The organism is Methanolobus chelungpuianus (assembly GCF_024500045.1).
In the GTDB taxonomy this organism is placed as follows: domain Archaea; phylum Halobacteriota; class Methanosarcinia; order Methanosarcinales; family Methanosarcinaceae; genus Methanolobus; species Methanolobus chelungpuianus.
Genome location: NZ_JTEO01000010.1, coordinates 59228 through 75340 on the forward strand (window position 1 = coordinate 59228; position 16113 = coordinate 75340).

The following is a 16113-nucleotide window of genomic DNA, read 5'->3' on the forward strand; positions in this document are numbered from 1 at the left end:
ATGAGATCGTCTATCATTGATACAATAATGCTATCTGAAAAAAGAAGAGACATCATGCTTTTGTTAGCCGGTGAATCAAAAAGTCGTGGGGAAATAGCCGAATCCCTTGATATGAACTGGAACTTACTGAAGCAGCCAGTTAAGGAACTGAAGGATGCTGGATTGATTTTCCAGGACGATGACAACTACAGATTATCCAACAACGGGCGGCTCATGGTGAATGCTCTGATGCCTCTGCTGTCAATGGTAAACACCTTTTCATATGATAGCGACTACTGGGTAAGCCGGGATCTGCAGGCTGTGCCCCGATTTATGGCAAAGAGGATGGGAGAACTTGAAAATTCTACTCTGCTTGCGCTTTCGCTGGACTACATGTTCGAGCCTCTCAAGCAGTTTATAGAAAATATGGAACCACCTGCTTATTTGCATATAGTCCTGTCCTTGTTTGATCCGGAAGCCCCTGCACTCCTTGCGGAACTTGCAGGGAAAGGTATTGAGATCTCAGTTGTGTTCGAGCAACATATATATGAGAAAATGAACGAGGGTTTTGGAGAAGAGCTGAAAAAGATTAGCGAGAACAAAAATGTTAGCTTTTGTCAGTTAGAGAACGAAATGAGACCGCCTGAGATAATCTTCACAGACAAAGAAATGGCAATCATATTCTTCAACCAGAATGGTAAATATGATTATAGGGAACTGCGCAGTTCTGATGCTGCGGCCATAAAATGGGGAAATGATCTCTTTAATTGCTATAAAGACATTTCAATCTTTGCTAAGTAGTTTTATCCCAAAACAGGATGCTCCACTTATCCTCGATATTCACACTGAACATTTCACAAATGACGTCTCGATTAACCTTTGCATATGTTTAACCCTTCATTATATCAGGGTTTCAATCCTGATGTCTACTTAGACTGATTTCGAGGATTTATTTTTGAACCCTGCATTATAATCTTGTGAATTATTCCGGTTAGACTCGCTTAAAAACATCACTCCTGCCTGATAAAGCATAATATAGTCTAATTGATCTGAAGATTACAACTTTTTCTGTTGCACTCCCTGATCATGAACCCAACTATCATGGACAATCTCTCATTGCCTGCATCAGCATGACTTAACATAACTGGTCCTGTCACTTGCAGAACTTGCTTGCAGTCCTCTTTCTTCAGCAGTCCATCCACATCAGGAACTCGTGCAGTTTTCCCTTTGCTTCTATAATTTTGCATTAAACTAAGATACACATAAAGCAGGTAACAATGGAGATCACACCAGTGATTCCAAGAGCGGTCGGATCTGGCTAACCGGGGCCGAATCCTTCAGATAGTATCCAAACAGGTCCCTTCCCCATTCAGCAGCAAGCGGGTTGGAGCACAGGATGCCTTTGCTGTCATATTCTCCATTGCTCTTCAGCAGATGAAGCAGGAGATAGTACTCATTATACATGAAATCCTGAAAAGCGAGTTCCTTTGGATAAACATAGAAATGAACAGATCTGTTCTTAACAAGACCTTCCAGATTTTTTGAGTAAAAGGTCCCTGCCTTATCGAGCATGGCCCGGGAGAGGATAAGGTATATGGCAACATTCTTTTGAGCAAGGCCGGACAATGATGCCAGGTACTTTGGATCAAAAAGCCGGGTGGCTGCAAAAAGCGAACCAGACATGAAGGAAGTCTGAACGATCTCCCTGTTAAGCTCATATGCATCTGAAAGAGGAGTATCGATTACCTTGCAGTTCCCAAGCTCATTAATTCTTCCTATCAGTCGATACGGGATAAAATCAAGGTTATGGGTCCCCCAATAGTCAATGCCACTGTCCAGGACATCTGCAGTGCTTAACAAAGAGATCATCTTGCTGACCATTAATTGTCCTATGGTCGTTAATTCCCACATGTCCCCAAACCGGGTAACAAGAAAACTATCTTCCAGGACACTCAGATGCGGAAGTAAAGCCTGTCTGCCTGTTTCAAGCGACTCGAGGATAAATTCCGTCTCCTGAGGTCCGCTCTTCAGGAAAAGAAGTATCTTCTTCCTCTCCTCGCATGAGAATATAATATCGATAAGTTGCTCACTCACTATCAGCACGTTTCCCCAAAACTCATCATCCCCATCCCAAATCAAGTATGTGGGCGCAGATACTTAAAACGAGCAGAAGTTCTGATAATGAAGGCAGTTAAAGTTCACCAAATGTTAAATGAAGCATCCTTTACCCTGCTCAAAGAGCAGTAAATACCTTATTCCGATAGTTGAGTTTCAAACGGATTAATACTGATCAAAATGTGATGAAGTATAGAAACGTAACTAAAATGTGAGAAACTTAATGAAAATCTGAAAGGTAGACCGAGGCACCCTCTGCCACCACGCTTCAGGTGCCTCTTCCCTTCGGTCCGAAACATTCCCCAATGTCTCAGTAAATACGTCTGTTTACGTCTGTTGATAACCCGCGCGTTACTCCTCGCGCCCACAATTAAATGTAAGACTTTCTGTTACTTAACTTAAACCCTGCTTAATTTAATGTGTTGCAGTGTTATCAAAAGAGGTATAAGTTTTTAATGTCATTTTAATTTAAAGTGACAAATTAATTTTTGCCGACTTTACAGAGGCAAAATATTATTTATTATTGGAAATAACTAAAGTCACTCCATATATTCCTTAATCAGCCCCCCGCCTGTTCCTACTATCTCTAGAGATTCCTCCCTCAGCAAAACACGTAAGTAATGTGGGCGACCTCCTTTGTAATGGAATGAGTCAAGGCTTGTTTTAAACGATACTGAGTTGATACAGTGACAATACAAGACGGAGATACTATTAAAATTGATTACACAGGCACCCTTGATGATGGATCGGTATTCGATTGTTCCGCTGACCACGACCAGCCACTCGAATTCACAGTCGGGGCCGGCCAGGTCATACCAGGTTTTGAGGAAGCTGTCAGAGGCATGGAGCAGGGAGAGGAGAAGCAGTTCAGGATCGAGCCATCGGAAGCTTACGGTGAGTACGATGAGTCCCTTGCCCAGCAGGTCCCAAAGAACATCCTCCGTTCAGATATGCAGATAGAGGAAGGGATGATGCTGCTGGTGAAGACCCCTGACGGACAGGAGATACCTGCAAGGGTGACCAGGATAGGTGATGAAGAGATCACCCTGGACATGAACCATCCGCTTGCAGGAAAGGCTTTGAATTTCAGCATCAAGGTCGTTGATGCATAGATCTGCAAGTGTTACAGCCCTGTGGCTGTGACATCTGTTACATCTTTTTCTGCGCCAGTTCCCTGTATTCCATTACCTTAACATCCCCGGGTTTTATCTTCAAGGCCTCATCATATGCAGTGACCGCATTCCTGTAATCTCCAAGATAGTACAACGCGATGCCCTTCTGTACCCAGACGGAACTCTGCCGGCGTCCTGTAGCAATAAGCCTGTTGAAGCACTCAAGGGCAACCTGGTACTTTCTAAGGTGAATACAGGTTATACCTTTGTTCATGAGTGAGAGGCCGTTATCAGGCTCAAGCTGTAAAGCCGCCTCGAAACATTCATAGGCAGCTGCGTGGTCTTTCTTTTCTCTCCCGGCCCGGATCCCTTCGTCGGTCCATTCTGCTGCACTCCTGTTGCCTCTCTGCCGCAGCTTCCTTCTTGCTCTCTCGAGGGCACTCACTGTATCGAAAGGCTTCTCACGTGACCTTTCCAGCGCTGGTGATCGCACTTGCTCCCTGGGTCCTGACGGAGCCTTTTTCTTCTGCGGGACATAGTCCGGTTTTCCAAGCATCTTCCTGAGCAGGATGATAGCAGCATCCTTATCAAGCGGATTGTTGTTGTTCCCGCATTTCGGGGACTGGATGCATGAAGGACAGCCACCCGTACAGGGACAGCTTTCAATGGATCTCAATGTTACCTCAAGCATTTCCATGATCTTCCCATACCCGCTCTCTGCATAGCCGACCCCGCCCTGATGCCCGTCGTATACGAATATGCCGCTTTTGCCTGCAAGGTCCGGATGCTCGGTAGCTGATACGCCTCCAATGTCATTCCTGTCTGCAAGCAGGTGCAGAGGATACATCCCTATCATGGCATGCTCGATGGCGTGGATACCGCCTGCAAGATCACAGCCATGCAGCTCCACTGCCTGAGAGAACTCTGGAGGTATTTCCAGCCAGAGGGCCTCCGTGCTGAGAGTGAACTTTGGCATCTGCAGGGAGTACTGCCCGAGATCCTCATCGGTACGCTGCCTGATCTTCTTGTATCCGGTTACCTGCTGGGTGACATCCACATCCCCGAAACCAACCCTGACATCAGCGCAGGCAGGAAGGGACTTGCTGTGGAAAGTCTCTTTGATAACGATATCCGAAGACACCAGCGAGCGTGTATAGTACCCTTCCTGTGCCTGCTCCACTATTATCTGTCTCTTGCCATGGTCCTGCATTGTGACACAATAGGGCACTCCCTTATTGATGTAGATCGCTCCTTCAAAGGCCTCTCTGTATGCCTGCAGCCTTGTCATATCCCTCTCAAGAGGCTGCCGGGTAGCCCGGTCTATCATTGTATATGAATCACTGTCTATATTGCGGATTGAGACATTCCTGTGGGGATTGGGGTCAAGGCATTGTTTAGCATCCAGACCACCTAGCAGGCCTTCATCCTCGAGCACTCTTATAATGGCATCGTACTCATTCCCGAAATGCCGGGCATCCTCCGGCTTCAGGGGTATCTCCATGGCTGCACACAACAGATGCCCCGCCTGGATATAGCGGTTGGATACATTGATCACGGCTTCCTCGCAGTTCCTCCTGAAAAAGTCCCGGGGATTGCGCATATAATACTGATCGAGTGCGTTGGAGTCCGCTACAAGCACCACGACACTTTCCCGGCTTCCGCGCCCGGCCCTTCCGGCCTGCTGTCTGGCACTCATTATCGTGCCCGGGAAGCCATCCATGATGCATGCATCAAGCCCCCCTATATCAATACCCATCTCAAGGGCATTGGTTGAGATCACACCATCGATCTCGCCTCCTGAAAGACCTTTCTCGATAGCCTCGCGCTCATGGCCCTGGTAACCACCCCTGTAGGGACTGATACTCCTGCTGACATCGCGGCTGGCAAATATGTTCCTGGACTCAACGAACATCCTTTCCACTTTCTGCCGCGACCTGGCAAATGCAATGGTCTGGAAGCCGCTCTGGACAAAATTAGTGAAAAGGTCCACAGTCTCGCCAAAACTGGACTTGCGGAGCGTGAAGTTGCGCGAGTTCTCATAGAGCGGCGGGTTCCAGAACACACACTTCTGAGCACCCCTGCCGGAGCCATCGCTGCTGTCTACCAGGGAAACCTCCTTCCCTATAAGGGCCGAGGTATGTTGCACGGGATTGCCGATGGTAGCGGTGCAGCATATGTACTGCGGGTCCGATCCATAAAGCCTACACACCCTGTTAAGTCTCCTGAGCAGGTTTGCCATATGGCTGCCCATTACCCCGCTGTAGGAGTGGCTCTCGTCAAGTACGATATACCTCAGATTGGAAAGGAAGCCTCTCCACTGGTGCTTCCATGCCAGGAAACTCATGTGGAGCATGTCAGGATTGGTGAAGAGTATCCGCGGGTTCCCGTATTTTACAGAATCCTTCTCGGCCTGCGACATGGTGCCTATGAACTTGTCTATCCTGACATCCAGTCCCATCTGGTCGCTGAAGTCCCTGAAGGTCTGGAGCTGGTCGTTGACAAGAGCATTGAGTGGGGAGATGTATAGTGCTGTTGTCCCGGGGTCATCAATGATGGTCTCAAATATTGGAAGCATGTAGCACAGGGACTTACCGCTTGCCGTGCTTGTGGAGAGCACTATGTTCTGGCCCTCACGGACCTTTTTGATAGCTTCCGCCTGATGAGTGTACAGTTGTTCTATTCCCTTCCCAGCTAAGGCATAACTTATCAGGGGCTTAAGGTCAAGAGGATTATAAGCAGGCTCCCTGGCAGATATCTCCTCTATGTGGACTATCTGCCCTTCGTATCTTCTTGATGCTTTCAGTCTGTTGATCAGTTCATGGACATCCATTAAGAAAAAACTCCGTTGTTGAGAGCATAAGAACACTCATACCCGGCAAGTCCTCATCCCCATATCACAAAAAGCTTTTGCTCATCATGAACTCATTCCATCCATGCCAATAGCTGCCCATGTCAATATATTATATATGGTGACAGCGTTCTTTATTTTGGGGAGGGTCAAGTGAGGATAAGGTCAGCTGGTAACTTTCCTTCAACTTATGTACTGTTAGTGGCTGCTGTTTTAGTTACCATTGCACTTGCCTGCGGATGCCTTAGTTCCCAGAGAGGAACAGACCTTCCCCCGGCCAACAACCTTTCATCCGGTCCCGGTGAGGAATATCCTCTTGCATCGCTCGTTGCGGATGAACTTGAAATACCCTGGTCCCTGGCTTTCCTTCCTGACGGGAGCATGATCTTTACTGAAAGACCGGGAAGGGTCCGCCTTATAGATAACGAGGAAGGCCTGCTGGCTGATCCTCTCCTGACCATAGACGAAGTGGAGCATACAGGCGAGGGAGGATTGCTGGGGATTACGATACATCCGGATTTTGAGGAAAATCATTTCATCTATGTATATTACACCTACAGGGAGGATGACCGCTTCTTCAATAAAGTGGTCAGATACACCGAAAATGACAGGGAACTGGCTGGTGCAGAGGTGATAATCGACGGTATTCCCGGAGGTGGTAATCACAACGGGGGCAGGATAGCTTTCGGACCGGATGGTATGCTGTATGTCACCACAGGAGATGCAGGGGAGGATTTCCTTGCACAGGACACCGGGTCCCTTGCCGGAAAGATACTGCGCCTGACTGATGAAGGGGATATTCCCAAAGACAATCCCTTCCAGGATTCCCCTGTCTATACCCTTGGCCACCGCAATCCTCAGGGACTTGCATGGGATGAAGAGGGAAGACTGTGGGCCACAGAGCACGGTCCCCTGACGCGGGACGAACTGAACATCATAGAGGCCGGGAATAACTACGGCTGGCCGGATATAACAGGCGATGATACCGCCGGGGAAATGGAATCACCCGTCATCCACAGCGGCATGCAGACATGGGCCCCATCGGGAGCTGCATACCTCAACGGTTCGGTCTTTTTTGCAGGCCTGCGGGGTCAGGCTCTCTATGAAGCTTCTGTGAATACTGGGGAAGGAACAGACAATATGGAACTGCAGGATCATTTCAGCGGAGAGTTCGGCCGGCTGAGGGATGTTGTGGCAGGGCCTGATGGCAACCTGTATCTTCTCACAAGCAATCTGGATGGCAGAGGCCGTCCTGTCAGCAGGGATGACAGGATCATCAGGATAAATACAAGCATCATGTAATATCAGCGATCTTAGCATTTTTTCCTTTTCGCAGTTTGAGTGAAGCCCAAAAGATTTATCTGATTGACGATTCTCTCTAGATTGGACTTTATTGATGCATATTTGACGAACCACGTAACCTGTTGATGGAAAATGCTGTTTGATAAACTGCTTTCTGATGTCAGCTATAATGACATCCTGGAATTGAGCTATGAGAAGATAGACGAATCCATGATCCTGGACTATAAGCAGGAGCTCAACGACGCCAGCATTATCAAGCAGGTCACTGCCTTTTCGAACACAAAGGGAGGCTACCTTGTCTACGGGATAGCCGAAACAGGGAAAGGCGGCCACCCTCAGTCTATCAATGGTATCGACAAGGATACAAATACTGAAAGGCTGGAGCAGATCGTCCTGAGCAATATCGTGCCAAGGGTCAGCGTCCAGATGAAGAAGATACCCATTCCCGATACTGACAGGATAATACTGGTAGTCCAGATACCTGAAGGCCAGAACAAGCCCTACTACAATAACCACGATAAAAAGTATTACAAAAGGTACAACTTTTCGGCTACGCCCATGGATGAGAACGAGATCGAGTGGCTGTACCAGTCACGCTTTTTCGGTATGGGCAAACTTGACAGGTATATGGAGGAAGCTATTTTCCTGAGCCAGAACAAGATCCCTCATGATATCCAGCTCAATAACATGGAAGGACATGTTATCATAACTCCTTTAAAGATCGACGGCCAGATGTTCGAGCCCTCTCCCGAGTTTGGCAATGAGCTCACCGAGCTGCATTCCAACAGGACAAGGAACTGCTCGGACTACCTGAGCAGCCCGGTCACGCCTTCAAAGTTCGGCATCAAGTGGGATGACGAGCATTACCTGCAGAACAAGGATTCAGTCAACAAGGTAGAGATCCACAGGAACGGCCTGGTGCATTCAATGAAAAGGTGCGGCTCCTCCGGCCCTGATGCAAGCAAGGAACTGGATGACGATTCTCTTGCCTGCAACATCCTCCAGACCCTCAGGTTCACCGCGTCCTTTTATTCCAAGATAAACTACATGGGAAAAGTCAAGATAATGGTGAAGGTCTTCAACTGCATAGACTCGTTCCTGACAGACGGCAAGACCAAATCCCCCGAAGCCAGGAAATGCGACTCAGAGGAGATATCCATAGAACGACAGTGGGATTCGTGGAAACTCGAAGAGGATCACGTGCTGATTGCAAAGGACATCATGGACGAGGTCAGCAACTACTACGGCCTCTGGAACTCCAGGCTCTTCGACTAGCAGGAAGGCTCTGTATCCTAGGGGAAATAGCCTTCTTCAAGTATATTATACAGGAGCCACTCCGCATATCCTCATTCGATGTCGTCGGCCAAACCGCATCGATGGCCGCCTCAATACACAAACTGCGTATACCGCCGCCAGCGCGCTCCGCAGAGTGAAAGCGGGAAGGACGGGCGAAGCAGTATCTCCGGAAGACTGCGCTCCGGGCCTGGTGCTTGCGGGAAACTCGTTGAAGGTGGTGACATAGTTGGCGGTGAACTCGATATATCAAAAGGACAAAGCGATTAAAGTAATATAATAAAAAGTCTCAATGACTTATTGATCAGGATTTACATATCCAGGTGGTGTGAACATTGGCAACGATCGAGATAATGGGGAGTAGTGACAAGGACAAAGGATTTACAAAGGACCTCTTTGAAATGATGCAGTTTCCGCCTGAAGGGATATTCAGCACCGTGCTTGCAAAGTCAAAGACATATAACTATACGCTCATGTGCCTTGCGAAGGGCACTGACATAGACACACACACCTCATCCAAGAACGGGGTTGTGCAGGTGCTTAAAGGAAAGGGCATATTCAAACTCTTCGACAGGGATATTGAGATGAGGCCAGGTCTCTTCATTTTCATGCCGGCAGAAGCGCCCCATTCCCTGAAGGCAGATGAGGACCTTGCCATATTGCTGTGCCTGACAGTGTAAAATGAGAATCTGATAAATGAGTGACGAAAATGGTAACAAAAAGGAGTAATTAAAAGGGTAATGAAAAATACAACAGGTGAGAAGAGGAGATACTCACTCCTCTGTTATATCTCCTGTTGCGCCTTCTTCAATGGCCTCGGAGGTATTCACCGCATCAAGTTCGAACATAAAGATGCTTGCTTCTTCATTACGCATGTCGGTCCAGACTATCCTGTTACCGTATACAGCAGGATACACCTGGTTTGACTCCTCGGAGATCACCTGGAGTTCCTCACCGGAAGAGATGTCATACATGAAGAGATCCCAGTTGCCGGGCATATCTCCTTCCTGGTTGCGGTCATCCATCCATACTATAAGGTTGCCGCTTATGGCCGGATCAACCTGCCATGAAGTGTTCGCAGTAACCTGCATCTCCTCGCCTGTGGAAAGGTCATACATGTAGATGTCCTGGTTGAAGTTGCGGTAGTCGGTCCACACAACCCTGTCGCCGTCAATTGCAGGAAGATATTGTTCAGAATCATTTTCCGTGAGTTTTGATTCCTCGCCGGAAGATATATTGTACATATAGATGCTGGATACGCCACTGCGGGTATCCTCCCACGCGATAATATCCCCATGGATCACAGGATACCATTGCTCTGCTCCATTGGTCGTAATCTGCGTCTCTTCTCCTGAAGTGATATTGTACATAAAGATGTCACTGCTGCCGTTACGCATATCGGTCCAAACTATCCGGTCCTCGTATATTGAAGGAACACGCTGGTCGGAAGGATGTGCCGTAACCTGTGTCTCATTGCCCGAGGATAGGTCGTACATATAAATATCCCAGTCCCCGTTGCGATTATCCTCCCACACGATAATATCACCGTAGATGTCTGGGGTCAACTGTATGAAAGGAGTCGAGGTTATCCGGAGTTCTTCCCCTGTAGAGATGTTGTACATAAGGACATCAAAACTCTCATTCCGGGTATCGGTCCATACCACCCTGTCCTCATAAACAGCAGGATACCATTGCCCTGTGCCATTGGTTCCGATCTGCATCTCAGTGCCTTCGGCCATTTGTGCAGCAGCCATACCCGTAAGAACAGATAAAAGAACTATCAAAGAACAAACTATCATGCTTTTTCTTAGTTTCACTTATTACACTCCCGGAAATCCATGTCTTTTAAGGGACCTGGATCTGTTATCTTTACATTGGGCCTGCAGGCTTTTGTTCATTTGGAAACATTGTTACTTAACAACTCGTGAAGAAACGATCAATGCAGGAATGAGAATGTAAGTATTCCGCATGGAAGCAAGGCCTTGGCATTTGCCAGAGCAGATATAAGGAAAAAGAGCCAATAATGAACACGAAAGCAGAAAAGGGAAACCAGATGATTGAAAGGCGGACTCTGCAGTATGAAGAGAGGTGATCCTATGACAGATAAAAGACCATTATTCCAGGAGCTTCCTGTGGAAGAATATGTTATAGAAAACGAGCCATATTACATTCCTGTAGGCAGCGAAGTGGAGATATTCACGGCAGCCTACAGGAACCATCTGCCCATCAACCTCAAGGGACCCACCGGCTGTGGAAAGACACGCTTCATGGAATATATGGCATATAAACTGAAGCGTCCTCTGATAACTGTCGCCTGTCATGAGGATCTTACTGCTACGGATCTTGTGGGAAGGTTCCTTATCAAGGGAGACTCGGTGGAGTGGAATGACGGACCCCTGACAAAAGCTGTTAAGAGCGGTGCTATCTGCTACCTTGATGAGGTTGTTGAGGCCAGGAAAGATACCATAGTGGTCATACATCCGCTTACCGACAACAGGCGCATAATCCCTATAGACAAGCTGGGTGTCATCCTGAAAGCCTCATCTGAGTTCATGCTTGCGATATCCTATAATCCGGGCTACCAGAGTGCTGTCAAGGATCTCAAGCAGAGTACCAGACAGCGTTTTGTCTCAATAGAGTTCGATTATCCTCCTACAGAAATAGAAAAACAGATAGTTGCCCACGAGAGCGGAATTGATGACAGGATGGCAGGTTCCCTCGTGGAGATAGGCCACAGGATACGTAACTTCAAGCATCATGGGCTGGAGGAGGGAGTAAGCACCCGCCTGCTTATCTATGCAGGTAAGCTGATACACGAAGGGATCGAGCCAAAGGAAGCATGCAGGATAGCCATGGCGAGACCTATCACGGATAATCCCGACCTCCAGAAGAGCATCGACGAAATAATAGCAGCGATCCTGGAGTGAGATCCGCCAGTGGTATCAGATGCCGGTGCCGAGGAACATCTGACCGAAGAAGGTGTTGCAGCACTTATAGGCTCCCGCTTCCCGAAGCTGGACAGCAGGGATATTGCAGGGCTGACCGGAGGATTTGAAGGTTTCAGGAAGCGTGAACTTGAGGCTATCCTTAATCCCGGTGCCAGAGTGATGAAGAGGGGCTTAAGGGTCCTCATGGCTTATCTCAGGGCGGCGCCCGGGGTTTACAGGCTGCTCCCTGAAGAAGATTTCCATAAATGGCTTCTTATAGCCCGTAAAGTATCTGTGCTGAGTATATCCTGCTGTGAAGGGTTCTTTGAGTCTTCTGCGGGAATTATCAGTAAAGGCAGGCTTCCAATGCTTGAAACGTGGACCAACCTGGGAATATCCTACGCCGGGAAGAGCAAATGGCTTGCTATCGCCTATTTCAAATATACGGGCCACACCATTGTCTCAACTGACTTTGAGAACTTCAGGCACCTTGTTTCAATCGGCAGGGACTTTGCAGATTCAAACGTGAATGTAGCAGAGGAATACTTCAGGAACCTCCCTCAGATACAGCCCCTGTTAAGGGGCGAGGATTTCCGTCTTTGGTGCAATATCATAGAGCGCACGAGCGAGATGCAATGGCTGGCAGCGGTCGACATAATAAATGCGACATCGGGCATACTCTCAGCCGTTCCTGTTCACAGGAGAGGAAGTGTGCTAAGGGAACTTGAAGCATTCCTCGTGCACGGCGGAGCTGCTGCGCTTGCGCTCTTCAGGAATGCTCCCTACATCACCGGCAAGCTGGCAGACAGGGACCTGCACAGCTGGGCATACATAGCCTACGGTATTGCGGAGAAGGACGCGGAAGCTTCAATATCTTTCTCCAACTGGAGCCCGGAGATTGCATACCACCTTGAAATGGGTGAGATCGAGGAATGGGTGAACAAAGGAAAGAGCTCTCTTCAGGAGAAGGATGCTTTCAGTGCCTATATTTACAGCAGTTTCAAGGGTATGGGAAAGAAGGCGGCCAGTATCAGCCGGGATGAAAGGTCCCTGTTGCTCGATGTGGGAATCAGGCTTGCGCTTGCCAGCCACGAATGCCTGGAAGCTTATTTTGAGAACTCTGTCGAGGCCTTAAAGCTGCTTAAGAAGGATAATTTCCTGGAGTGGGTTAACACAGGGATCGCCATCTCGGAGAAGAATTCCACCTATGGTTCCGGATATTTCAGGAATTCCCTGTCAGCGCTGAGGAAGATAGAACCTTCCTACCATAGCGATATTTGCAGGATGGCCAATAAGCTGCTCGAAAAGGACTGGCTGCTTGCAGGAGCTTTTTTTGACAATCTGCCCCATGTTGTGGAGAAGATAGGGGTTGAGGACATAAGAAGATGGGCAGGTACAGGCATCAGGGTGTACGAGCGTGCCGGGAAACTGGCAGTGGACTATTTCTCTTATTCACCCCTGCTCATGAAAGACATAGGGGTCTCCGAAGTGGAAGAGTGGGCACTGAAGGGACTGGAAATAATGGAGGAGAATCCCATGCTTGGAAGACCCTATTTTACCCTCAGGTCCAAAAGCTCAAGGGACTTCGTTGAGGATCTTACAGGATCTGTGAACCTTCAGAAGGTCGCACCTGTTCTCCGGTACTATGCACTCGGACTGTCGGGGGTCAATTTCAGCATCCTTTCAAGAAAAGCACTGCAGCTGGAGGAAGATGCGGAATCCATCAACCCGGTCGTAGCAGGAAGGACCATATACCTTGCCCCGAGGATCAAAAGGTTCGGTGGTTTCGAGGATAATTTCAGGATATACAAGCTGAGCGTCATGCATGAGGTAGGCCATGCGCAGTTCAGTTCAATGGAAGTTTCTCTCGAATCATCTTCCGGCCTTATCGAGAGTATCGAAAGGCAGTATGATAAAGAAAAGAATGGGACCACATATATGGCCCGGATACACCGGGAGAAGATACGGGAAGCAACAGAGAGCGTGGATATAGCGGACATTATAGCCCTTTTCCCTAACGAGCCACTGGCAGCAACTATATTAGGAGTGCTTGAGGATGCAAGGGTGGAGTACAGGATAATGGATTCTTATAAGGGTGTTCGCTCGGACCTTGAAAGCACCAGGCACCAGATGCTCCTGAAAAGGCCGGTTCTTGAGAGCGATCTTGAAGAGACGATGGAGATGCTGCTCTGGCTCTCAGCAGGCCATGAACCTGCGTTCACACTTAGTACTGGTACAGCCCGGATAGCAGATAAAGTGCGTAGCCGGCTGCAGGAAAAGATCCTGGTACAGGGTTCATCGATACTTGATTGCCTGGAACTTACTTTCGAGATATACAGCCTGCTTGACGAAGATTACGGACCTCTCGGATCAAGGGAATACGAAGTCCTGAAGAACATAGAATACAGAGGAATGGGCTTGGGCACCTACGGTGATAAAGAGCCCCTTGCCAGCAGGGCACACGAGAACATCATCCGGAAGTTCATTCCGGAAAGCCAGGAAGACCTGACAGCAGAACAGGAGCGACCTAAGGAAGAGAAGGTGAGGGAAAGGTCCAGTTATGCCAGGGACCGGGACTGGAAGATACGCGGTACCTACAGGTACGACGAATGGGACACTACTATTGGCGATTACAGGTCAGACTGGTGCACTGTGAACGAGGTGGAGCCTGTGGGCGTATCAGCCGACTATTACAGGGAGGCTTCGGAACGCTACAGGAACGAGATAGCACTCATCAGGCGTGTTTTCAGCAGGATGAAGCCTGAAGCGTTCCACAGGATGCGGAAGCAGACCGACGGCACGGAGCTGGATATCGATGCATTCATAGATTCCCGGATAGACCGCAAGAGCGGCATTAACCCGGACGAGGGACTCTATATAAGATGGGACAAGCATGAAAGAGATGTAGCTACTCTCTTCCTTCTGGATGTGAGCGCTTCCACCCGGAAGGTGCTTGGCATGGAGGGCAGGAGTATCGTGGATGTTGAAAAGGATGCTCTCATTGTCATGATCCAGGCACTGGAGAGCATTGGTGATAAGTACGCAATATATGCATTCTCCGGGAATACCAGGGAAGACGTGGAGTATTTCATTATAAAGGAGTTCGATGAAGGGCTTTCTGGTGATGTTGCACGCAGGATCAGCCTCTTGGAGCCGGTGGCAAATACAAGGCTTGGACCTGCTATCAGGCATTCCATTACCAAACTTGATCAGGTAAACGCACGAAGCAAGATAATGGTGTTGCTCTCTGACGGGGAGCCCTATGATACATGCACAGGGGAGGGCGCTTACCAGGGCCGTCTTGCAGAAGAGGACACAAGGATGGCCATCCAGGAAGTAAGAGCCAGGGAGATACATTTCTTCTGTATCACTGTTGATAACAACCCGGGTGAATACCTGGACAATATCTTCTCTGATGTGGGATATACGATAATGGACGATGCAAGGGTACTGCCAGAAAGCCTCCCGTTACTGTATAAGAGAATAACCACATGAGATAGCAAGTGCCGGGCTTAAAGTATTTATAGCAGGGACATATACTACATCAGACACTCAAATGTTTGTAGGATACTTGTTATTCTGACATTCGAATCCGGCAGATGGACGTTGATTTGACATATAAGCCCTCTGTTCAGCCAGCAGGCCGATAAAATAGGCTTATATAGAGAAATGAATCAAATTACATTATATATAGCGATTAAACAGTTTACGTATACAAAGTGATTGATATGGCACCTAAAAGAGCATTTTTAACCAAAGGCTTCGGAGTACACAAAGACAGGCTGGCATCTTTCGAGCTGGCTTTAAGGGCCGCACAGATCGAAAAGTTCAATCTTGTCACCGTTTCCAGTATTCTTCCACCTAACTGCAAGATAGTACCAAAGGATGAGGGTCTTAATGAGATAGCAGCCGGTGAGATCGTACACTGCGTACTGGCACGTAACGATACTAACGAGCCCCACAGGCTAGTATCAGCGGCGGTGGGCACTGCTGTCCCGGTCAATGAAAAGAACTACGGGTACATATCCGAGCATCACTCCTATGGCGAGGATGAAACAAAGGCAGGGGAATACGCTGAAGACCTGGCTGCAACAATGCTCGCAACGACCCTGGGTGTCGAGTTTGATGCTGATTCTGCCTGGCACGAGAGAGAGCAGGTGTACAAGGCGAGCGGTCACATAATTGATACTACACACTATTGCCAGACAGCCCATGGTGACGCCGACGGCAAGTGGACGACCGTGGTAGCCGCCATGGTGTTCATCGAATAGTATCAACATAAGTGATTTTAATGGCGGGCAATATTCTTTGGGATCCCTAAAGAGCATCAATTTCCCGATCTGCCTTTTTTTGATAGATCACACATCTTCTCTTCCATTTCTGGAAAAACGAATTTATATGAATCAACGATAAATTTACTAATATTATTTCATCTATGCCATGCCTGCTATGGCCTTATCCTAGCTGCTGAACCAGCCGGAGTATAATGAAAGTCATGTACAGCACACGCTACACATTCAGAACAAAGAACAATCTC

11 protein-coding genes are annotated in these 16113 nt (G+C 48.2%); 8 read left to right on the forward strand and 3 right to left on the reverse strand.

Annotated features, from left to right (window positions below; translation table 11 throughout):
• Nucleotides 1-780, forward strand: coding sequence for a helix-turn-helix transcriptional regulator (locus PV02_RS12320; RefSeq protein ID WP_256623712.1), 780 nt, complete (start codon nucleotides 1-3; stop codon nucleotides 778-780).
• Between the two features lie 483 nt (nucleotides 781-1263).
• Here the strand turns inward: PV02_RS12320 and PV02_RS13320 are convergent, their stop codons facing one another.
• Nucleotides 1264-2073, reverse strand: coding sequence for a helix-turn-helix transcriptional regulator (locus PV02_RS13320; protein WP_256623713.1), 810 nt, complete (start codon nucleotides 2071-2073; stop codon nucleotides 1264-1266).
• 707 nt (nucleotides 2074-2780) lie between these two features.
• Here PV02_RS13320 and PV02_RS12330 point away from each other — a divergent pair.
• Entirely contained in the window at nucleotides 2781-3206 is a 426-nt protein-coding gene (locus PV02_RS12330; protein ID WP_256623714.1) for an FKBP-type peptidyl-prolyl cis-trans isomerase, read from the forward strand.
• A gap of 37 nt (nucleotides 3207-3243) precedes the next feature.
• On the opposite strand, the gene PV02_RS12335 is transcribed toward PV02_RS12330, so the two are convergent.
• Nucleotides 3244-6036 (reverse strand): DEAD/DEAH box helicase, encoded by a 2793-nt coding sequence (locus PV02_RS12335; protein ID WP_256623715.1) that lies wholly within the window; start codon nucleotides 6034-6036, stop codon nucleotides 3244-3246.
• A gap of 171 nt (nucleotides 6037-6207) precedes the next feature.
• On the opposite strand from PV02_RS12335, the gene PV02_RS12340 reads away from it, so the two are divergent.
• From PV02_RS12340 to PV02_RS12350, 3 genes are all read left to right on the forward strand, one after another.
• On the forward strand, nucleotides 6208-7356 hold the full coding sequence (locus PV02_RS12340) for a PQQ-dependent sugar dehydrogenase (protein ID WP_256623716.1): 1149 nt from the start codon (nucleotides 6208-6210) through the stop codon (nucleotides 7354-7356).
• Nucleotides 7357-7488: 132 nt separating this feature from the next.
• Nucleotides 7489-8631 (forward strand): AlbA family DNA-binding domain-containing protein, encoded by a 1143-nt coding sequence (locus PV02_RS12345; RefSeq protein WP_256623717.1) that lies wholly within the window; start codon nucleotides 7489-7491, stop codon nucleotides 8629-8631.
• 353 nt (nucleotides 8632-8984) lie between these two features.
• Nucleotides 8985-9329, forward strand: a complete 345-nt coding sequence (locus PV02_RS12350; RefSeq protein WP_256623718.1) for a cupin domain-containing protein — start codon at nucleotides 8985-8987, stop codon at nucleotides 9327-9329.
• Between the two features lie 93 nt (nucleotides 9330-9422).
• Here the strand turns inward: PV02_RS12350 and PV02_RS12355 are convergent, their stop codons facing one another.
• Nucleotides 9423-10466, reverse strand: a complete 1044-nt coding sequence (locus PV02_RS12355) for a hypothetical protein (protein ID WP_256623719.1) — start codon at nucleotides 10464-10466, stop codon at nucleotides 9423-9425.
• 279 nt (nucleotides 10467-10745) lie between these two features.
• Here PV02_RS12355 and PV02_RS12360 point away from each other — a divergent pair, with 279 nt between their 5' ends.
• From PV02_RS12360 to PV02_RS12370, 3 genes are all read left to right on the forward strand, one after another.
• On the forward strand, nucleotides 10746-11576 hold the full coding sequence (locus PV02_RS12360) for a CbbQ/NirQ/NorQ/GpvN family protein (protein ID WP_256623720.1): 831 nt from the start codon (nucleotides 10746-10748) through the stop codon (nucleotides 11574-11576).
• A 9-nt stretch (nucleotides 11577-11585) separates the two neighbouring features.
• Nucleotides 11586-15071 (forward strand): nitric oxide reductase activation protein NorD, encoded by a 3486-nt coding sequence (locus PV02_RS12365; protein WP_256623721.1) that lies wholly within the window; start codon nucleotides 11586-11588, stop codon nucleotides 15069-15071.
• A gap of 233 nt (nucleotides 15072-15304) precedes the next feature.
• Nucleotides 15305-15847 (forward strand): pyruvoyl-dependent arginine decarboxylase, encoded by a 543-nt coding sequence (locus tag PV02_RS12370; protein WP_256623722.1) that lies wholly within the window; start codon nucleotides 15305-15307, stop codon nucleotides 15845-15847.
• Nucleotides 15848-16113 lie beyond the last annotated feature (266 nt).

Bases quoted from the DNA above. Each gene is read 5' to 3' on its own strand.
- PV02_RS12370 (WP_256623722.1), top strand. From the start codon at position 15,305: ATGGCACCTAAAAGAGCATTTTTAACCAAAGGCTTCGGAGTACACAAA.
- PV02_RS12335 (WP_256623715.1), bottom strand. From the start codon at position 6,036: ATGGATGTCCATGAACTGATCAACAGACTGAAAGCATCAAGAAGATAC.
- PV02_RS12360 (WP_256623720.1), top strand. From the start codon at position 10,746: ATGACAGATAAAAGACCATTATTCCAGGAGCTTCCTGTGGAAGAATAT.
- PV02_RS12320 (WP_256623712.1), top strand. From the start codon at position 1: ATGAGATCGTCTATCATTGATACAATAATGCTATCTGAAAAAAGAAGA.
- PV02_RS12345 (WP_256623717.1), top strand. From the start codon at position 7,489: ATGCTGTTTGATAAACTGCTTTCTGATGTCAGCTATAATGACATCCTG.